This window comes from Ochrovirga pacifica (genome assembly GCF_000220525.1).
In the GTDB taxonomy this organism is placed as follows: Bacteria; Bacteroidota; Bacteroidia; order Flavobacteriales; family Flavobacteriaceae; genus Ochrovirga; species Ochrovirga pacifica.
Genome location: NZ_AFPK01000048.1, coordinates 1 through 20,054 on the forward strand (window position 1 = coordinate 1; position 20,054 = coordinate 20,054).

The following is a 20,054-nucleotide window of genomic DNA, read 5'->3' on the forward strand; positions in this document are numbered from 1 at the left end:
TTTTTTATTATTGTAGGAACTTAGCTCCTATTCGTACATTTTTGCTCTTAATTCTTTAATCTTAGGATCTTCTAAATACTCATCAAAAGTAGCATACTTATCTATGATTCCTTTAGGCGTAATTTCTATAATTCTGTTAGCAACAGTTTGTGCAAACTCGTGGTCATGCGTAGAGAATAATACAGTACCTTTAAAGTTTTTTAACGAGTTATTTAGTGCCTGAATCGACTCTAAGTCTAAGTGATTGGTAGGCTCATCTAACACCAACACATTAGCCCTAGTCATCATCATTCTAGACAACATACAGCGTACTTTTTCTCCTCCAGACAATACATTACATTTCTTTAAAGCTTCTTCTCCACTAAAAATCATTTTTCCTAAAAACCCTCTTAAGAAAACTTCTTCTCGCTCCTCTTCTGTTTTTGCATACTGGCGTAACCAATCTACTAAATTTAAATTCTCATTGGTAAAGAATTCCGAATTGTCTGATGGTAAGTACGATTGCGTTGTTGTAACTCCCCACTTGTACTCTCCCGTATCAGCAGCTTCGTTGCCTGTTATAATTTGATAAAAAGCTGTAACTGCCTTAGAGTTTTTAGACACTACTAAAACTTTATCTCCTTTAGCCAAGTTGATATCTACACCATTAAATAAAGTTTCTCCTTCAAAAGTTTTGGATAAATTTTCAATATTTAAAATTTGATCTCCTGCCTCTCTTTCTCTTTCAAAAATGATTGCTGGATATCTTCTACTTGATGGTTTTATTTCATCTACATTTAACTTATCTATCATTTTTTTACGAGAAGTTGCCTGCTTAGACTTGGCAACGTTGGCAGAAAAACGACGGATAAATTCCTCCAATTCTTTCTTTTTATCTTCGGCTTTTTTGTTGGCTTGTTGACGTTGTTTGGCTGCTAATTGAGAAGACTCGTACCAAAACGAATAGTTTCCAGAAAAGTGATTGATTTTACCAAAATCGATATCGGAAATATGGGTACAAACTGCATCTAAAAAGTGACGGTCGTGAGATACAACAATCACTGTGTTTTCATAGTTTGCTAAGAAATTTTCTAACCAAGCAATCGTTTCAAAATCCAAATCGTTGGTAGGCTCATCCATAATCAACACATCAGGATTCCCAAACAAACACTGTGCTAATAGCACTCGTACTTTTTTCTTGTTGTCTAAATCTGCCAACAAAGTATAGTGTTCCTCTTCCTTAATTCCCAAGTTAGACAAAAGTGCAGCTGCTGCAGCATCAGCATTCCATCCATCCATTTCTTCAAACCTTACCTGTAGCTCCCCTATCTTTTCGGCATTTTCGTCAGTATAATCAGCATATAAAGCATCAATTTCCGACTTAATTTTATGCAGTTCTTTATTTCCCATCAATACTGCTTCTAACACAGTATATTCATCAAAAGCGTAGTGGTCTTGAGTTAATACAGACATACGTTTTCCTGGATCTAAACTTACATGTCCTGATGTGGGTTCCATTTTCCCCGATAAAATCTTTAAAAAAGTAGATTTTCCTGCACCATTTGCTCCGATGATTCCGTAGCAATTCCCTTGGGTAAATTTGGTATTTACTTCATCGAACAATACTCTTTTTCCAAACTGTACCGATAAATTTGAAACTGTTAACATAAGGTGTGTTTTTATTTTGCTGCAAAAGTACAAAATTGATTAAGAAAATGAAGCTGTTTGCCTATTGCTTTGCGAACAAATTCTATCTTTACTTGCATGAATTTTATGGAACTAAAAAATGCAGCTCTTTTGGGTATCTTTCTGTCCTTTATGATAGGCCCAGTTTTTTTTATGTTGATTAAAACCAGCCTCCTTAAAGGAGCAAAAGTAGCCTTGGTCTTTAATTTGGGAGTTGTTTTGGGTGATGTTCTTTTTATTGTGATTTCTTACCATGGAAGTAGACCCGTGTTAAACCGTTTAAAAGACAATCCGATATTGTTTGTGTTGGGAGGAATTATTTTAATGATTTATGGACTTGTTACCATAAAAAGTAGAGTTAAACAACAAGAAAGCCTAGACAATCCTAGTCTTCAAATTCCACAAAAAACAAATTACCTACAATGGTTGGTACACGGTTTTTTTCTAAACTGTATTAACATTGGTGTGCTGGCCTTTTGGTTGGGATTGGTGGTGGTAGTGGTACCTGGGTTGGCTTTGGATTCTTGTGGTGTATTCTTATATTTTACCACTATCATCTGTGCATACTTTGGTACTGATGTGCTAAAAATACTATTGGCCAAACAACTCAGGAATCAATTAACCCCAAAAAACATTGTACGAATTAAAAAAACTATGGGATGGCTTTTGTTTGTTTTTGGCTTGATAATGTTGATGAAAGGGCTAGTTCCTAAAGAACATTTGGACTTAAACCTCCTTCTATCTCATTAAAATAAAACGGTTTACAAAAATTTGCAAACCGTTTGTTATTATTTTAATAAAAAGCTTAATTGACTTTGAATTCTCTTATCTAACACCACAGGATCTTTGTGTTTTTTACCATAAGCTAGTAATTCATTTACCAATTGCACCACCACAGAGCGATAGGTTTTATCTTCAATAAAGTTCATCATTTCCGTAGGATCTTTATCCAAGTCAACCAACCAAGGTTTCGTTTGACTTTTGTCTAAAACTAGCTTATATCTATCCGTTATAACAGCTGTCCACCATTGATAGGTTACAAAAGTTATATCTTTTAAGTTTTTGTTTTCTTTTTCTAGCAACCAATCGCTAATATCTCTCCCTTCAGTTGTATTAGGGTCAAAATTTGTAATTCCCATCAAACTTAAAGCGGTATCCATAAAATCTGTATTATTTGCTGCTTTATTTATTACTGTTCCTGCTTTAATTGCTTTTGGGTAGTATACTATAAAAGGAATTTTGGCAGACCCTTCTTGCGGTACTCCTTTATTGTCTCTACCATACTCCCCCAACAAATCCCCGTGATCTGATGTAAAAATAATGATGGTATTGTTTAACTGTCCGTTCTTTTTTAACGCTTGTATCATTTTCCCAATGTTATCATCAATACACTTTACCATTCCAAAGTATTGTGTAATGTCTTTTTTTAATTTTCTTTTGGTCTTCTCTGGAGTATATTCTTTTTTCAGCTTTTTCTCTTTTGTATTTTTATCTACCGCAAAATCTAATTCTGGGTTTTTCCAAGCAGGTAAGTCTTTGTGGTACTCTAGATTAAATGTTTTAGGCAGTTTTACGTTTTTTATGTTATATAGAGTATCGTATGGAGCCCTTACGGTATTATTGGTATGTGGATCTGGATAACTTACAACCTGAAAAAAAGGTTGATTATTGCTTTTTTGCGCATCAAAAAACTCTATAGCCCTGTCTGTTAACCAATCGGTAGCAAATGTTTTTTCATCGGCTCCGTTCAATTTTGTATTCGGTTTTCCTTTAGAATTGGTGCTACCTACTTTTGGGTTGCCTTCTTCATCAAATACAATTTTTTTCCAATGTCCTCCATTAAACATGTATTTTTTGTATTGAAAACCATAACCATACGTTGGATTCCAATTGGGTTTAGGGTTTCCTATCAAATGTAACTTTCCTGTGTACCCTGTACAATAACCGTTTGTAGCAAGTACATCTGCCAAGGTTGGAATGTGATGGGATAGTACATGGCCGTTTTTTGGCATATTTACCGTATTTGGATAGCATCCTGTAAACATAGCTGCTCTGGAAGGAGTGCAAGAAGGAGAAGCAGCATACATGCTTGTAAGAATGGCTCCATGATGTGCTAGATAGTCTAAGTTTGGAGTCTCTACCACCATATTTCCCCACATAAATGCTTGCTCCTTAGAAAGCAATTCTCTGTATGCACCAATAGTTCTAAAATTATGTTCATCAGTTATGATATACAATAAATTTGGCTTTTTAAAATTCTGTCCTTTTACGCATAGGCTAAAACAAGCTAGCAATGCCACTAACAAGTGCTTTTTAAAGTTGTTCATGTTCTATTTATTTTTGGTTTCTGATTGTTAGGACAGTTTTTTACGGGTATTGTTTAACTCTTGCTTTTGTTTTTGATGTAGGCAGACACAAAATGGACTTCTAAAGACTATAAAGCATTTATATTTTGTTTAAAACATCTTAAAATAACTATTCTCATTTCTTTTTATTTGTTTTTATACCCTATTTGCAACTATTTTTGCAATAAACATCTATATATATATGCCACAAAACCAACAGCCCAACAACCCAATGCACGGTATAAAGCTTGCCGATTTGTTAACTGAATTAATAGAAAATATAGGTTGGGAAGAAATGGAAAAAGAGACAGGTATCCGTTGTTTTGGGAACAATCCTACCTTTAAAAGCAGTCTTAAATTTTTAAGAACAACTCCTTGGGCTAGAAAAAAAACAGAAGATTTGTATTTGGATTGGTTAGAGTATAAAAGGATACATCAGCTATAACTCCAACAAATACCCTATAGAGATGTTGATAAAATTGGTATTGCGTTGGTCAGATTCATCTCCTACTTCGAAAGGAAAATTTCTATTGAATCCTAGTTCTACATCCCATTTTTCTGTGGTAAAAAGAATAGGAATATTGATTTGAAAGTTCATCAAATCAAAAATTTGTTTTTCTTTAAACACAATGTATTCTTGATCTTCACCATTTTCATCTGGTAAAATTTCTGTTTCGTCCGTTTCGTAATAAGCTAACTGTTGCCCCATAAAAACATAGGCTCTTGGTCTTAGTTGCAAACGATATCGGTCTTTATCTAACAAAGAAATCATTCCGTACAGACTTGTTGTTATTTGAAAATTTGCATCACTTCCAAAAGATTCTGTTAGGGAAACTCGTGTTCCTAATGTTCTTTTTTTGTTTCGTAAATTCAGTCCTATAGAAACAGAATTGGTATAGGGATTGGAGTCCGTTAGGGAATAAATAAAGCGAGTGTAGCTCCCAGAAAACCTGAAAGCATTGTTTTTTCCAAAACTTTTACCATATCCTACAGAAAGTGAAGTAAAATCCCATTTCGGTTCAAGCTGTTTGTAATAAGCTCCTGAAATTCCTGCAAAAAAACCATGTGAATTTAAATAGGTAATCTGAGGCCTAACATTGTAATCATTAATCCCAATGTCTCTTCCTGCAAAGTAAGTATCACTGTTGTAATTAAAAGAGAGGTATAGAAATCTGAAATCTGAGAAATTTTCTATCAAATCATTCAAATCTTTTTGTTCTTTAAACAAAGTTTGCAATAAGTTTTCTACCTCCTGTTCTTCGTCCGTTTCAAAAAAAGAATCTATAATTAAATCTTCATCCGAACGTTCTTCTGTTAGTTCCTGTGCTCTTAAACTCAACACACTCACCCCTATAAAAATCACAAAAAAAACACCTTTTAACCCCATAATTAACAATAATATTATTTTATTTTAAACTATTCGCAACTCTAAAATCAACAGAAAACCAAAAAAAGAGTTGCTTTTTTGGCAACTCTTTCGAATTCTAAACTTATTTTTTTAGTCTTTTTCTAGCATTGATAAAATAAAATCTATTCTGTATCCTTATTCTCTCTTCTATGCTTAGCTCCCTCACGAAACAACCTCTTTGCTCTAGCCTTATGTAATGCTCTATCTCCTCCTTCAGCCCTGGCAGCTCTCCTGCTTTTCATTTGTTCTTTTTGTTCTTCGGTTAAAGTACTTCTAAAAGCATCTTTTGCTTCTTTCATACTTTCTCTGTTAGCTGCTAGCATTTCTTTTTGTGCTTCTGTAAAAGTTTCTGCCAAAGCATGTCTTCTTTCTCTTCTTGTTAGCTCTTTGTTTTCCAAAATAGCCAATTGCTCTTCAGACAATGTTGCTTTAAAAGCTTCTTTCTGAGCTTTGATTTGTTCTCTTTGTGCCTGAATCATTTCCTTTTGTGCATCGGTTAAAATGCTTTCAGGTTTGATATCCTCCTGTGCTTGTAAAGTAGCTATACTAAATAGCATTGCAAAAAATGCTATGGTTAATTTTGATAATTTTTTCATGATGTAAATTTTTAATTTGTTATTTGTATTTTTCCTGAACGTTCTAAACCTTAGAACTCTAAAAACACAAAAAGTTCTTTTTTTAGTATTTTTTTTTAGTTTAAAACTTCATTTTCTTCATACAAGTCCTCTAACATATACGAATCAGACAACTCTTCTAATTTGTTTTCATTCATAAATAATGAGTTGACTAACATTTTACTTTCTTCGTCATTCATTGCAAATGTTGGCACACTACTTTCCGTTGTTACGCTATTTAATCCCCATGCCAATAAGACCATAGCTGCAGCAGACACAACAAAAGTTAAAACTCTAGTTCTTTGAGTTTTGCGTGTGGTTTTGGAGAGAATCGCTTCTTTGGATGTTTTAAAATAATCATTAGGTATTTCTAGTCCTAGTTCCTTTTGATGCAACTCTGTTCTTTTTTGATTGAAAGAAACTGAGTTTTGAGTGGAATGTTCTGGTTTGTTTGTTTTCATGTCTTTATTTTTTTGTAGCTACTTCAGGAGCTGCAACCTCTAGCATATAACTTTCTATCAATTTTGCAGCAGTGTAATAAATGGTTTTTACAGTGTTTTCATTTAGCTCCATCACTTCAGAAATTTCTCTAAACTTTAAATCATCATAGTATTTCATCTGAAACACTTTGCGTTGCTTATTAGACAAACGTAATAGATTTTTTTGTAATCGTTGACTAGCTTCTTTGCCATCAAAGTAAGAATCACCTACCAAATTGTCTAAATGTTTTTGGTGAATTTCTTCTGAATGTGCACTATATCTGTTTTTGTTTTTTTCTAAAAAGCGAATAGATTCATTGTATGCAATTCTATACATCCACGTATGTAAAGAGCTTTGTTGCTTAAAACTAGGCAAGTTGTTGTACACTCTTACAAACGTATTTTGCAACACATCGTCTGCATTTTCATGACTACCAACTAGCTTTCTTATATGCCAATACAAACGTTCTTGATAAGCATCTAAAAGTTTTAAAAAGGCTTTTTCTCTGTGTTTAGGACTCAATAATTTTTTTATAAATTCTGCTTCGTTTTTCAAATGCCTTTTGTTTTACGGGGGTTACTTATATGCTTTGACCCTAAAACATTGTAAAAGTTTTTGGTCGATATTCTTTTTTATTAATGAGCGCTTTGGATTCTAAAATACATAATTTATCTAAAAAAACAATCATGTAAAATAAATAGCGTACCTTTGCATTTTTATAATCCGATTTGCAAACTCGTCGTAAAGGTTTGTGAGTCACTAAACAAACCATATGTCGACATTTAGCGAATTAGGGTTGAGAGAAGAAATTCTTTCTGCCCTAGCTGATATGGGGTACGAAACTCCTTCTGAAATTCAGCAAAAAGCAATCCCTCAAGTTATTAATTCTACAGACGACTTAAAGGCATTTGCACAAACAGGTACAGGAAAAACTGCAGCATTTAGTTTGCCTATCATCCAACAAATCGATCCAGAGAACAATAATGTACAAGCAATTATTTTATCACCAACGCGTGAATTGGCTGTACAAATTGGAGATCAAATTCAAAAATTTTCTAAAAATATTAAAGGTCTTAAAACAGTAACTGTTTACGGAGGAGCTAGTATCGAAGACCAATTTAGGAAATTAAAAAAAGGAGCACAAATTGTAGTGGGTACTCCTGGTAGAACGGTAGATTTAATTAGCCGAAGAAAACTAAAACTAGAAAACATTCAGTGGTTGGTTTTGGACGAAGCTGATGAAATGTTAAACATGGGATTTAAAGACGATTTAGATGCCGTTTTAGAAGCAACACCAGAAACCAAACAAACCTTATTGTTCTCTGCAACTTTTCCTAAAGAAGTAGAAGCCATTGCCAGAAACTATATGTACAACCCTGCAGAAGTAGAAGCAGGTACTAAAAACACAGGTTCTGACAATGTTAGCAACGAATATTACGTAGTTACGGAACGTAATCGTTATGCTGCTATAAAGCGTATTGCAGACATTAATCCAGATATTTATGGAATTATTTTCTGTAGAACGCGTAGAGAATGTCAAGAAGTGTCCGAAAAATTAATAGCCGATGGTTACAACGCAGATTCTCTACACGGAGACCTATCTCAGGCACAAAGAGATAGTGTTATGCAAAAATTCCGTAACAAAAACATACAGATGTTGGTTGCAACGGATGTAGCAGCACGTGGACTGGATGTTAACAATTTAACACACGTAATTAACCACAAATTACCAGACCAAAACGAAGCTTATACACACCGTAGTGGACGTACAGGTAGAGCGGGTAACAAAGGGGTTTCTATTGTTTTGGTTACTTCTAGAGAAGTAGGGAAATTAAGACCTATTGAGCGTAAGATCAAAAAGAAGTTTATCAAAAAAGACATCCCTTCTGGAGAAGAAATTTGCAAAGTTCAACTGTTTAAATTGGTAGAAAAAGTAAAAGAAACTGAAATTAATGCCGATGGAATTTCTGGCTACTTAGACAACATCTACGAGCAGTTTGAAGGTCTATCTAGAGAAGAATTGATTCAGAAATTTATTTCGATGGAATTCAACTCTTTCTTAGAATACTACGAAAATGCTGCTGATATTAATGACACGCGCAGCCCAAGAGAACGTGACGATAGAGGAAAACGAAGAAATGACGAAAACATGACTCGTTTCTTTATCAACATTGGTAGAAAAGACAATCTAACACCTCCTAGATTGATGGGATTGATCAACGATCAAAACATCACCAACAATGTAGAAATTGGTCAAATTGAAATTTTAGACACCTTTTCTTTCTTTGAATTGGACAAAAATTTTGAAACAGAAACCATTGATGCTTTCCTAAATAACGCACCAGAGTTTGAAGGTAGAAACGTAAATGTTGAAATTACCAAAAAACGTCGTAGCGGTGGTGGTCGTGGTGGTGACCGCAGAGGTGGAAGAAGAGACACTACTCCTCGTGGAGGCAGAAACGATAGAAACAACCGTAGAGATGGAGACTTTAGAGGACGTAGAAGAGATAATGGTGCTGCTAATAACGATCCGTCTAGAAATAGATCGAACCGAGTACAAAACAAATCTTGGGGACGTAAAAGAGATTAACCTCTGATAAATAATACACCATTTTAAACATCAAAGAGACTTATTGAAAAATAGGTCTCTTTTTTGCATGAAACCCATCTATAGACCTAAAAGAATATTTTATCTTTGAATCCATGAAAAAAAACTTTCTTATTTTTTTTAGTTTGGGACTTATTTTGACATTTTTTAGCTGTCAGGATGAGTTTTGCTTAGAACCTACCACTCCGCAATTGGTCTTGCGTTTTTACGATAAAGACACTCTTGAAAACAACAAAGCAATTAGTTTGGTTGCTTGGGTTGGTAATGACACCATTCCTACAGTTATTGGAAATGCTTCAGACTCTATAGCCTTGCCTATAAATACCCAAGCCAATTCGGTAACCTATCAGTTTTCTATTTTTGATAGTGTGCCAAGCTTAGAAACTTTTACTTTAAACTACACCGTAGAAGACGTGTATGTTTCTAAAGCTTGTGGTTACAAAAGTGTTTTTACCAATGTATCTATTACACATAGTTCAGACAACTGGCTATCTAGCAGCAAGCTCATCACCTCAGAAATTAGTAACGAAAACCAAGCTCATGTTCAAATATATCACTAGCCTTTTTTGTGTTTTCTTTTCTTTAACGCTTACGGCTCAGAATAATACACCAACCAAAGCACTTACAACCTCGGAAACATTATCAAAAGTAGCAGAAAAATCAGTAATAGAAACTGATAGTTTGAGTCCTTTTTACAACCCAAAAACCTATGGACTTCGAATAGGATTTGACGTTATAAAACCAGTATATACTTTTACCAAAGATTATATAAAAGCCTTTGAAATTGTTGCAGACTATCGTTTAAAAACCAATCTTTTTGTTGCAGGAGAACTAGGGTATACCCAAAAAGAAATAAGTCAAGATCAGTTTGACCATACGGTAGAAGGTTCTTATTTAAAAGCGGGAATTAACTACAACTTATTTACCAATTGGTTAGACATGGACAACGAATTGTATTTGGGTGCACGTTATGGTTTTGCAACCTTTACCAATACTTTAGAAAGTTATACCATCTATCAATACGGTGATTTTTTTGAACCTAAAGAAGTTCGTACCCCTATAGCATACAAGAACCTAAATGCACATTGGGTTGAATTTGTTGCTGGAATAAAAGTTGAAATTTTCTCTAACTTCTATTTGGGTTTTATGGCTAGTGTTAGTAAATTAATCAGCACAAAAACTGGAACTAATTTTGACAATACCTACGCTCCTGGAATGGGAGGTATTTCTAAAAACGGTTCTGGTGCAAACATTAATTATACTCTGTCCTATAGGATACCACTTTATAAAAAATAAGTATGCAAAAAATTCCTTCTGTAGACCTAAATCTGTTTTTATCTACTAACGAAACAGACAAAAAGACCTTTGTAAATCAAATTGGTACTGCTTTTAGTACCATTGGGTTTGTTGCTTTAAAAGGACATTTTTTATCCGATGCTTTGGTTGCGGATTTGTATCAAGAAATTAAAAACTTTTTTAGCTTGCCCCAAGACATTAAAAATCAATACGAAATTGAAGGGTTGGCAGGACAAAGAGGCTATACGTCTTTTGGAAAAGAAAGTGCCAAAGGAAAAAAAGAAGGAGATTTAAAGGAATTTTGGCATTTTGGACAATACGTAAATGCAGATGAGGAACTTTCTGATGAATTAAAAAAAGTACTCCTTCCCAATATTTTAGTCCAAGAACTTCCCAATTTTAACCGTGTAGGAAAAGAAGTATATCAACAACTAGAAAAAACAGCCAAATACGTTTTGCGTGCCTTGGCTTTGTACTTAGAAATTGATGAATTTTATTTTGATAAATTTATTTACAATGGAAATAGCATTCTAAGACCTATACACTATCCTCCTATTGCAACAGAACCCAAAGGAGCTGTTAGAGCTGCAGCTCATGGAGACATCAACCTTATTACTTTGTTAATGGGAGCACAAGGAAAAGGATTGCAGGTACAAAACTTAGAAGGAACATGGATTGATGCAATTGCAGCTCCTGATGAATTGATGATTAACGTAGGAGATATGCTATCTAGACTAACCAATAATAAGTTAAAGTCTACCATTCACCAAGTAGTAAATCCGCCCAAAGAACTATGGGGAACTTCTCGTTACTCCATTCCTTTTTTTATGCACCCAATCCCAACGATGGATTTGACCTGTTTGGACAACTGTGTAAGCCCTAAACACCCAAAACAATTTGAAGACATAACAGCCGGAGCATATTTAACAGAAAGATTGATTGAACTAGGACTGATAAAAGCATCATAAATTATGGCAAAAAAATTAAACGACTTATCTGCATTGGGAGCATTTGCATATTCTACCAACGAAAATTATGAATTTGATGACGGAACTACAGACGAGCAAGAAACACTCCCCAACCATCAGCAACATTTAGAAGCAGTTTTTTCTAACAAAGGTCGTGGAGGAAAAACTGTAACTATTATCCGTGGTTTTGTAGGAGCTGAAGAAGATTTAAAAGCTTTAGGAAAACTATTAAAAAATAAATGTGGTGTGGGTGGAAGCATAAAGGATGGTGAAATTATAATACAAGGAAAACACAGAGATAAAATAATGGACATCTTACAAAAAGATGGCTACAAAGTAAAGAGAGTTGGCGGTTGATGTTGACTCTTTTTTTGTTGTTAACTAAATAAAATGAACCATGAAATTAGGAGCCTTTTCTGTAAGCTTGCATGTTAAAGATTTACAAAAATCCAAAGCATTTTATGAAAAATTAGGATTCTCTGTATTTGCAGGAAGTCTAGAAATGCATTATTTAATTCTAAAAAATGAAAACACGCTACTTGGTTTGTTTCAAGGAATGTTTGATAAAAACTTACTGACCTTTAACCCTGGATGGAACCAAGAGGCAACTGCCTTAAAAGATTTTGATGACGTAAGAAGTATCCAAGCAGCTTTGCTAAACAATGGAATTGCTTTAGACAAACAAGCCACCCAGACTCTAAAGGCCCTGAAAGCATTATGCTTACCGACCCAGATGGAAACCAAATTTTAATCGATCAACACGTTTAATTTGTTAAAACAAACAATCGCAACATAGTTGCATTTAATGTTTCTTTTACTATTTTTGTGACCGTTTATAAAAACATCAAAAAATGGTCATAAAATTAATAGGTAAAAGATCGGATCTTATAGGGGCTTTGGTTAGTGGTTTGTGTTTGGTTCACTGTTTGGCAACTCCTCTCCTTTTTTTGGCCAAAACCTGTTCAGATAGTCACTGCATTGGAGCTCCAAATTGGTGGAAATTTTTTGACAGTATTTTTTTAGTACTTTCTTTTATTGCCGTATTCTGGTCTAGCAAAAACAGTTCTAAAAATTGGATGCAATTATCTTTATGGTTTTCTTGGTCTACCTTGGCTTTTGTTGTTCTAAATGAAAAATTCCACTGGTTTGCTTTGGCAGAGTTTTATATTTATTTTCCTACGCTTGCCTTAGTTTTTTTACACATATATAATAGAAAATATTGTCAGTGTGATACAGGATGCTGTGCACACACATCTTAAATTCTATTTAATAGACCAATCTATTGTTTGTTTTCCATGTGCCTTTAGAAAATCATTGACTTTACTAAAGTGCTTATTTCCAAACCAATACCCTCTATTAGCACTTAGAGGTGATGGATGTCCACTTGTAAAAACACCGTGCTTGTTAACATCTATTTTAGCTCCTTTCTTTTTGGCATAGCCTCCCCATAACAAAAAAACAATTCCTTCTCTTTCTCTAGACAAAACATCAATAACAGCATCGGTAAATTGTTCCCATCCTTTTTTTTGATGCGATCCTGCCTGATGAGCTCTTACCGTTAATGTTGCGTTTAATAACAAAACCCCTTGCTGAGCCCAAGCAGATAAATCTCCTGAGACAGGATAAGGCAGTCCCAAATCGGACTCTAACTCTTTATAAATATTGATTAAGGAAGGAGGATGTGCAATTCCGTCATGAACAGAAAAACACAAACCATTGGCTTGACCAACTCCGTGATAAGGATCTTGCCCTATAATTACCACCTTTACATCTTGAAAAGAACAAGCATCAAAAGCTGCAAAAATATCTTTCCCTTTTGGATAACAGGTCGTAGCAGTGTATTCTTTTTTTACAAATTGAATAAGCTCCTTAAAGTACTCTTTTTTAAATTCTTTTGCTAGCTGCTCTTTCCAACTAGCATGTAATTTTACCTCCATAGTTTGATTTTTCACTTCCTCAAAAATAGCGTTTTTAAAAAGTTACTGCTATTTTTATCTATTTCATTACAAACCTAACACTACCACCTACGACAACCTGTGCCAACCTATTGCATGCTTGTTGGGTTAAATTTGCTATTCTTAAATATCCTCCCGTCGTAGGTGCATCGGCCATCATTACAATGGGGGTACCAGCTTTGGTAACTTGTATGGTTCCTTTTACAATTCCCGAAGAGATAATTTCATCTACTACAGGGAGTTTTAGTGTGGCTCCTTGCAAACGAATTCCGATACGATTGCTATCTGCTGTTACTTTGTATGTTTGATTTAAAAATTGTGTTTTACTCTTTTCAGAAAACAAGTTCCATTCTGGCCCTGGCAAACACATTAAATCTACTTCCTTTGGATATATGACCGATTTTACTTTAGATACGTTTTGAACAATCTGTTGGTTTTGCAATTCTATTTCGTTTCCTTTTTGTAACATTCCCCCATGCAAACCACCTAAAGCAGCAGGCATATAAGTTGACTTGCTCCCCATTTCCTTAGGTATTTTCAATCCACCAGCAATGGCCAAATAACTATACACCCCTGTTTTTGCTCCTCCTAATTTTACGATTCCATCTTTAGGAATTTGTATGGCTTTGTACATAGGAATAGGGATTCCGTTTAAAGTAGGTTGCATATCTGCTCCTGTAATAGCAATGGTTATGGCTTCGGTAGTTTTAAACTTTATTCCCATTAGAGACATTTCTATCAACACCTCTCCTTTGGGATTGTTGACTAACAAATTGGCTAAATTTGCAGCATTTGCATCCATATATCCGCTAACTGGAACTCCTTGATCTTGATATCCGTAACGTCCTTGATCTTGTAAGGTAGTTGCTGCTCCCGATGTCAAAACTTGAATACTCATTGTGCTTTGATGTTTATAAATTCTTGAGTACTGATGGGTACAAACTGCACATAATCGCCCATCTGAACCAATGGGGTTTCATCTTTAGAAAATAAGGTCCATGGTGTTTGTCCAATAATTTGCCATCCTCCAGGAGTTTCTAAAGGATACACACCCGTTTGTTGATCTGCTAAACCCACGGACCCTGCTTCTATTTTTGCTCTAGGATTTTCTTTCCTTGCCACAAATAAACTAGAGTCTAAGCCACTTAAATACATAAAACCAGGGGCAAAACCTATAAAGTTTACCAAATATTTTTTTTGGGTATGTTTGTCTATAATTTCTTGAGGAGACAGTCCTGTTTTTTGAGACACCTCTAAAAGATCCAAGGCATAAGGCTCTTGGTAACAGACTGGAATTTCTACTGTTTTTTGAGGTTGGGTTTCTACTTCTTTCTTAAATAAGGATTTATTTAGAAAAAGACTTAAAAAATCTCGATCAACTTGTTCTGGATCAAACACAAGAGTCAGTGAATTGTATGCAGGTATTAAAGACAGTACGCCTGTTAACTGTATTTTTTTTAGTTGATGATACAAGGCTTTTACTTGCAAATGTACCTCTAACGATATTTCGTGTTTGAATTGAATCAGCAAAGCAGTTTCACCGTATTCCCTTACTTCATATTGCATTTTGTATGGTTATTTGGTTTTCTGTTAATTGCTCACAGACATAACTCAACAGTTCCAAAGCTTCGGGGGTATCCCCATGAAAACAAATACTATCTACTTCTATTTTAATTTTTTCACCTTCAATCGTTTCTAGCTCCTTATCCAATACAATAGACTTTACTTGCTTCCATACAACTTCTTTTTGATGAATGACTCCCTTGGGGTTTGCCCTAGAAACCAAGGTACCTTTTGCATGATACCTTCTATCTGCGAAACTTTCTTTTAAGAACAAAAGGTAGTTCTTTTTTGCCACATCTTCAAGCAAAGAATTAGACAATCCTAACAATGCTACACTAGGTTCTATTTCCTTTATAACATCTACCAATAACTGTGCTGTAATGGGATCTTTAGCTGCTTTGTTATATAAGGCTCCATGCGGCTTTACATACCGTACAATTGCTCCTTCTTGTTTAGCAATATTTATGAAGCTTGTAATTTGCTCTCTTATGGATTTTTGCAGTTGTGAAGGTGTAATCTCCATTTCTTTTCTTCCAAAATTGTCAGGATCAGGGTACGATGGATGAGCCCCAATAGTAACTCCATATTTTTTAGCAAGCCTAACCGTGGCTCTGATAGAATTTTCCGTACCTGCATGTCCGCCACAGGCGATATTGCAAGAAGATATTTGTTGCATCAACTCTTCATCAAACAAAAAACCTTCGCCTAAATCTGCATTGATATCTATTTTTTTAATATTCATATATTTCTTCAAAATATTCGTTAGCAAAACCTATTAAATATACCTTTTCTTTGGCACGGGTTAGTGCAGTATATAACCACCTCATGGTCTCTTTATTCATTCCATCGGGCAGGTAAGGTTGTTCTATAAAAATGGTATTCCACTGTCCTCCTTGCGATTTGTGACAAGTCATTGCATAGGCAAATTTTATTTGTAAGGCGTTAAAATAATGATTGTTTTTTACGCACAACATTTGCCTGTATTTTGATTTCTCTTCTGCGTAATCCTTTAACACTTCTTGATATAAGCGATTGGATTCTTCGTAAGATAACGAAGGGGTTTCGCTTGTTAAGGTATCTAATAACAAAACGGTATCTATAGGTTTTAGGTCTATATAATCAATCAACCTCAATCTAACTTCGGCAAAACGGAAACCATATAACTCCTTAATTGCGTAAATCTCTTGAACCTCGGCAATATCTCCATTGGCAATAAAATCGGCTTCGGTTGTGTCTTTTAACCAGAAATAATTGTTTTTAACAATCATTACATAATCTCCTGCAGAAATTTCACTTTCCTGACCTCTAATTTTGGTTCTTATTTGTTGATTGTATTGATTGGCTCTTTTATTAGATCGTACAATAAAGGCCGTGTCTTCTATACCGTCTTTGTCATAAGCTGTATGAATGGCTTCTTCTATGTCGTAACCGTCTTGCAAACGAACTATATCTGGAAATTGTATATTGAACTGAAAATCGAAAAAATCTTCGGTTTCTAACTGTGCACGTAATTGCGTAGCGTTGTTTAATATTCCTGAATCTTGATGCTGTCGCATTACTTGATCGAGTTCTAATAAATATGGAGTTTTATCATAATGGTTTTCTAGTGTTTCTGTAGAAAGAGCAGGACTTAATTCAGATTTTACAGGGGGCAACTGAGCGGTATCTCCTATAAAAATCAATTTACAATTTTGTCCATTGTACACGTATTCCATTAAATCATCTAATAAAGAGCTTTTATCAAACAAAGCTACTTCTCCCGAACCGTCTGCAATCATAGAGGACTCATCAACAATAAAAAAAGTATTGGTGTGTTTGTTGGGTTGTTTTACAAAAGCCACATTCCCGTTTGCTTGTTTTTTGGGATGGTATATTTTTTTGTGAATGGTATATGCCTTTTTTTTAGAGTAGTTAGAAATGACTTTAGCTGCTCGTCCTGTAGGTGCCAATAGCACTGCTTTTTTTCCTACTTCCCATAAGTGATTTACAAAAGTACTCATCACCGTAGTTTTTCCAGTTCCTGCATATCCTTTTAATACAAAAATGGCATCCTTGTTTTTGTCAAAAGAAAAATCGGCCAATTGGTGAAGTAATTCTTGTTGGATTTGGGTAGGTTGAAAAGGGAACTTTTGGTTTAATTTTTTGTAAAACTCACTAGCTGATTTTATCATAAAAATTGTTTACACAAATATAAAGATTGAAAATGTGATAAAAGTTTTTATCAATCAAAAAAAATTGTAGATTTGTCAACGTTCATATAAAATTAATCTATAAAAATGATATTATTTATTCTTTTAGGTGTTGTAGTTGCAATTGCTATTGCCTTAATAGTTGTAAAATTTGTACCTGTAAAATTAACTCCTGTTATCTCAATTGTACTCTTAGGTGCAGCTGGTTACTTATCATACTTAATATACTCTGGAATTATGGAACCAATTAAGTTCCACAAAGAGAAAAAAGTACGTTATGCAAAAGTAATTAAACAATTAAAGTTAATTGCTGATGCTCAAGATGCTCACAACACGATATTAGGAAAATTTACAAGCAACGGAGAAGGATTGATAGAATTTATAGATACTGCTAAATTTCCAATTACCAATACTCGTATAGAAATTGTTGAAGAAAACAGAGGAACTTCTTGGTCTCCTTTGATGGTAGAGGTAGAAAAGAAAGTAACAGATACTGTAGGTTGGGAACCTGTAAGAGAAAAAGTATTTAAAGGACGTGACTACAAAAACATGTTAAACATTCCTGGTACTGACAAGCAATTTAATATAGAGACTTCTGCTATTTTAAGAGCAAACCAAGTTTTGGCTTCTGTGTTTGAAGTAAAAATTGACAAAGCTGAAGTTTTAGAAGGAATGAGCAAGTCTTTAATTAAACAAGAAAAAGAAGCTTTAGGAGGTGATGACATTCCTGGAGGATACATTGCCATTGGGTCTTTGGACGAAGTTACCGTAAACGGAAACTGGCCACCATTGTACGATGCCATGATTAAAAATAAAAATGAATAGAGACGTAAACAACTCTTTAAACAATATAAGTTTATCCATCCAACTCAGTTCGGATGGATTTTCTTTTTGTATCTACAATGCAACCAGTAAAGAGCCCCAACACTTTGGTCATTATACTTTTGAAACTGCCATTGTAACACCAACCGATTTATTGCATCAAGTTCAAACTATTTTTGAAAAAGATGAGTTACTGCAAAGTCATTACGATGCTATTTATCTAATACACCATAACAATTTAAACACCTTTGTTCCCAAAACACATTTTAACGAAGACTTACTACACCAGTACTTACAATATAGTGTTAAAACCTTTGAAAATGACTTTGTAAGCTACGATGATTTAGAAAATGTAGATGCTGCACTTTGCAATGTTTACATTCCTTTTGTAAACGTAAACAATTACTTGTTTGATGCGTTTGGTTCTTTTACCTACTTACACTCATCTACTGTTTTTTTACAAAATATATTGAAGCAGTATGCCCCTACGGATAAAAGCATGTTTGTAAATGTGTATCAAAACGATTTTCAATTATGTGTTGTTCAGAATAAAGAGCTTATTTTGTACAATCATTTTACATTTTCTTGTTCGGAAGACTTTGTGTATTATATTCTGTTTGTAGCCGAACAGCTAAAAATAAACCCGAATGAATTTGACTTGCATTTAATGGGAAACATCCATAAAGACGAGGCAAGTTACCAATTGTTGTACAAATATGTAAGAAACGTACACTTGCCATTTACAGCTAGTACTGAACGCACACACCTGAACTTAATTCAATTTTACTTATGAGAATTATCTCTGGAAAATATAAATCAAGAAGATTGGTAGCTCCTAAAAACCTACCTGTTAGACCTACAACCGATATGGCCAAAGAAGGATTGTTTAATATTTTAAACAACTGGTACCATTTTCATCAACTTAACGTTTTAGATCTTTTTGCTGGAACAGGAAATATTAGTTACGAATTTGCATCTAGAGGAACAGAGAATATTTTAGCTGTAGATCAGCATTCGGGATGCATCCATTTTATCAACAAAACAGCCAAAGAACTCGATTTTGATATTCAGACTTTAAAAGCAGATGTATATCCTTTTTTAGAAAATCACAAAGCCCAATACGATGTAATTTTTGCGGATGCTCCTTATGATTTTTCGGACGAACAATTTAACCGTATTGCAGATTTGGTGTTTGAAAATAATTTATTGGACGAACAAGGAACCTTAGTGTTAGAACACTCTTTACAAACCGATTTATCTAACAATACTTACTTTACCCAATCTAAACGTTATGGTAGCTGTGTGTTTAGTTTTTTTGAAAAATAGAATACATAAATAAAAAAATATACTATCCATAAAAATTATAAATAAAAATTTATATAAATCTTGTCGTATCTTTAAAAAGTTACTCACTTAAAAATATACGTCATGAGAAAACTTGGTTATTTTATACTTTCTTCGTTGCTTTTTAGTAGCTGTGCCGTAATAAAGCCAGGACAAGCAGGAATTAAGCAAACTTTAGGTAAATTTAAAGGAAAGGTAGAAACACAGGGAATTGTTTTTTACAATCCGTTGGTTAGTAAAGTGATTAAAGAATCTACACAAACCAACAACATCAAACTATTGCTAAGTCTTCCTAGCAAGGAAGGACTAAGCGTACAATCAGAAATTTCTATACTTTACCGACTAGAAACTAACAAACTAACTTCAGTATTAGAAAATTTAGGACAGAATTACGAATCTGTAATTACCAGCGTATTCCGATCTGCTGCTTCTGATGTTTGTGCTCAATTTTTTGCCAAAGACATGCACTCTGGTATGCGAGCTTCTATAGAAGCTGAAATTATGGAAAAGATGAAAACAAACTTACAAAAACAAGCTGATGGAATAGAATTGATTGCCGTGCTGATGAAAAGTATTCAGCTTCCTAAAGGATTGGCAAACTCTATAGAACGTAAATTACAAGCAGAACAAGATGCAATGCGTATGGAGTTTGTGCTGCAACAAGAAAAACTAGAAGCAGATCGAAAAATTATCAATGCGAAAGGAGAAAGAGATGCACAAAAAATATTGTCTGAAGGATTGACAGATCAAATTATAAAATTCAACACAATAGAGGCATTTAAAGAGCTGTCTAAATC

24 protein-coding genes are annotated in these 20,054 nt (G+C 34.3%); 13 read left to right on the forward strand and 11 right to left on the reverse strand.

From position 1 onward, the window contains the following. Positions 1-27: 27 nt before the first annotated feature. A complete protein-coding gene (locus FS85_RS0110400) occupies positions 28-1,647 on the reverse strand; it encodes an ABC-F family ATP-binding cassette domain-containing protein (RefSeq protein ID WP_010136204.1) in 1,620 nt (539 codons plus the stop codon). 105 nt (positions 1,648-1,752) lie between these two features. Between FS85_RS0110400 and FS85_RS0110410 the strand changes: the two genes are divergently transcribed. Further along, positions 1,753-2,415 carry a LysE family translocator gene (locus tag FS85_RS0110410; protein ID WP_262496228.1) on the forward strand — a complete coding sequence of 221 codons (663 nt, stop codon included), beginning with the start codon at positions 1,753-1,755 and terminating at the stop codon, positions 2,413-2,415. 38 nt (positions 2,416-2,453) lie between these two features. Here the strand turns inward: FS85_RS0110410 and FS85_RS0110415 are convergent, their stop codons facing one another. Continuing rightward, a complete protein-coding gene (locus tag FS85_RS0110415) occupies positions 2,454-3,992 on the reverse strand; it encodes a sulfatase family protein (RefSeq protein WP_010136206.1) in 1,539 nt (512 codons plus the stop codon). A 220-nt stretch (positions 3,993-4,212) separates the two neighbouring features. On the opposite strand from FS85_RS0110415, the gene FS85_RS15505 reads away from it, so the two are divergent. Next, a complete protein-coding gene (locus tag FS85_RS15505; protein ID WP_010136207.1) occupies positions 4,213-4,455 on the forward strand; it encodes a VF530 family protein in 243 nt (80 codons plus the stop codon). On the opposite strand, the gene FS85_RS0110425 is transcribed toward FS85_RS15505, so the two are convergent. The 4 genes from FS85_RS0110425 to FS85_RS0110440 form a co-directional block, all read right to left on the reverse strand. Further along, on the reverse strand, positions 4,450-5,397 hold the full coding sequence (locus FS85_RS0110425; RefSeq protein WP_010136208.1) for a hypothetical protein: 948 nt from the start codon (positions 5,395-5,397) through the stop codon (positions 4,450-4,452). The genes FS85_RS15505 and FS85_RS0110425 overlap by 6 nt on opposite strands. 143 nt (positions 5,398-5,540) lie before the next feature. Next, positions 5,541-6,014 (reverse strand): hypothetical protein, encoded by a 474-nt coding sequence (locus tag FS85_RS0110430; protein ID WP_010136209.1) that lies wholly within the window; start codon positions 6,012-6,014, stop codon positions 5,541-5,543. Between the two features lie 95 nt (positions 6,015-6,109). Continuing rightward, complete coding sequence (locus FS85_RS0110435) at positions 6,110-6,493, reverse strand: hypothetical protein (protein ID WP_010136210.1); 384 nt, start codon at positions 6,491-6,493, stop codon at positions 6,110-6,112. A gap of 4 nt (positions 6,494-6,497) precedes the next feature. Continuing rightward, positions 6,498-7,067 (reverse strand): RNA polymerase sigma factor, encoded by a 570-nt coding sequence (locus tag FS85_RS0110440; RefSeq protein WP_010136212.1) that lies wholly within the window; start codon positions 7,065-7,067, stop codon positions 6,498-6,500. A 217-nt stretch (positions 7,068-7,284) separates the two neighbouring features. Here FS85_RS0110440 and FS85_RS0110445 point away from each other — a divergent pair, with 217 nt between their 5' ends. From FS85_RS0110445 to FS85_RS0110475, 7 genes are all read left to right on the forward strand, one after another. Beyond that, positions 7,285-9,102, forward strand: a complete 1,818-nt coding sequence (locus FS85_RS0110445) for a DEAD/DEAH box helicase (protein ID WP_010136213.1) — start codon at positions 7,285-7,287, stop codon at positions 9,100-9,102. A 113-nt stretch (positions 9,103-9,215) separates the two neighbouring features. Beyond that, entirely contained in the window at positions 9,216-9,680 is a 465-nt protein-coding gene (locus FS85_RS0110450) for a DUF6452 family protein (protein WP_010136214.1), read from the forward strand. Continuing rightward, on the forward strand, positions 9,661-10,416 hold the full coding sequence (locus FS85_RS0110455; RefSeq protein ID WP_010136215.1) for a DUF6048 family protein: 756 nt from the start codon (positions 9,661-9,663) through the stop codon (positions 10,414-10,416). Before FS85_RS0110450 ends, FS85_RS0110455 begins: the two co-directional genes overlap by 20 nt. A gap of 2 nt (positions 10,417-10,418) precedes the next feature. Further along, positions 10,419-11,384 (forward strand): isopenicillin N synthase family dioxygenase, encoded by a 966-nt coding sequence (locus tag FS85_RS0110460; protein WP_010136216.1) that lies wholly within the window; start codon positions 10,419-10,421, stop codon positions 11,382-11,384. Between the two features lie 3 nt (positions 11,385-11,387). Next, positions 11,388-11,741, forward strand: a complete 354-nt coding sequence (locus tag FS85_RS0110465; RefSeq protein WP_010136217.1) for a translation initiation factor — start codon at positions 11,388-11,390, stop codon at positions 11,739-11,741. Between the two features lie 40 nt (positions 11,742-11,781). Beyond that, positions 11,782-12,135, forward strand: a complete 354-nt coding sequence (locus FS85_RS15955) for a hypothetical protein (RefSeq protein WP_010136218.1) — start codon at positions 11,782-11,784, stop codon at positions 12,133-12,135. 100 nt (positions 12,136-12,235) lie between these two features. Further along, positions 12,236-12,643 carry a MerC domain-containing protein gene (locus tag FS85_RS0110475; RefSeq protein WP_010136220.1) on the forward strand — a complete coding sequence of 136 codons (408 nt, stop codon included), beginning with the start codon at positions 12,236-12,238 and terminating at the stop codon, positions 12,641-12,643. A gap of 3 nt (positions 12,644-12,646) precedes the next feature. Here the strand turns inward: FS85_RS0110475 and ung are convergent, their stop codons facing one another. The 5 genes from ung to FS85_RS0110500 are packed head-to-tail and all read right to left on the reverse strand — an operon-like array spanning position 12,647 to position 17,073. After that, on the reverse strand, positions 12,647-13,321 hold the full coding sequence (gene ung, locus FS85_RS0110480) for a uracil-DNA glycosylase (RefSeq protein WP_010136221.1): 675 nt from the start codon (positions 13,319-13,321) through the stop codon (positions 12,647-12,649). A gap of 58 nt (positions 13,322-13,379) precedes the next feature. Beyond that, entirely contained in the window at positions 13,380-14,237 is an 858-nt protein-coding gene (locus tag FS85_RS15515; protein WP_010136222.1) for a 5-oxoprolinase subunit C family protein, read from the reverse strand. Then, positions 14,234-14,905 carry a 5-oxoprolinase subunit PxpB gene (pxpB, locus tag FS85_RS0110490; protein ID WP_010136223.1) on the reverse strand — a complete coding sequence of 224 codons (672 nt, stop codon included), beginning with the start codon at positions 14,903-14,905 and terminating at the stop codon, positions 14,234-14,236. Before pxpB ends, FS85_RS15515 begins: the two co-directional genes overlap by 4 nt. Further along, positions 14,895-15,644: a 5-oxoprolinase subunit PxpA gene (pxpA, locus tag FS85_RS0110495; RefSeq protein WP_010136224.1), complete on the reverse strand. Its 750-nt coding sequence runs from the start codon at positions 15,642-15,644 to the stop codon at positions 14,895-14,897. The genes pxpB and pxpA overlap by 11 nt, the downstream gene beginning before the upstream one ends. Next, positions 15,634-17,073 (reverse strand): ATP-dependent DNA helicase, encoded by a 1,440-nt coding sequence (locus FS85_RS0110500; protein ID WP_010136225.1) that lies wholly within the window; start codon positions 17,071-17,073, stop codon positions 15,634-15,636. The genes pxpA and FS85_RS0110500 overlap by 11 nt, the downstream gene beginning before the upstream one ends. Positions 17,074-17,178: 105 nt before the next feature. On the opposite strand from FS85_RS0110500, the gene FS85_RS0110505 reads away from it, so the two are divergent. The 4 genes from FS85_RS0110505 to FS85_RS0110520 all read left to right on the forward strand — a co-directional run. After that, positions 17,179-17,916, forward strand: a complete 738-nt coding sequence (locus tag FS85_RS0110505) for a hypothetical protein (protein WP_010136226.1) — start codon at positions 17,179-17,181, stop codon at positions 17,914-17,916. Next, positions 17,909-18,706 (forward strand): DUF3822 family protein, encoded by a 798-nt coding sequence (locus FS85_RS15520; RefSeq protein ID WP_010136227.1) that lies wholly within the window; start codon positions 17,909-17,911, stop codon positions 18,704-18,706. Before FS85_RS0110505 ends, FS85_RS15520 begins: the two co-directional genes overlap by 8 nt. Beyond that, positions 18,703-19,239 (forward strand): RsmD family RNA methyltransferase, encoded by a 537-nt coding sequence (locus FS85_RS0110515; RefSeq protein ID WP_010136229.1) that lies wholly within the window; start codon positions 18,703-18,705, stop codon positions 19,237-19,239. The genes FS85_RS15520 and FS85_RS0110515 overlap by 4 nt, the downstream gene beginning before the upstream one ends. 102 nt (positions 19,240-19,341) lie before the next feature. Then, positions 19,342-20,054: prohibitin family protein (locus tag FS85_RS0110520; protein WP_010136230.1), on the forward strand; the 713-nt coding region annotated here is incomplete at its 3' end.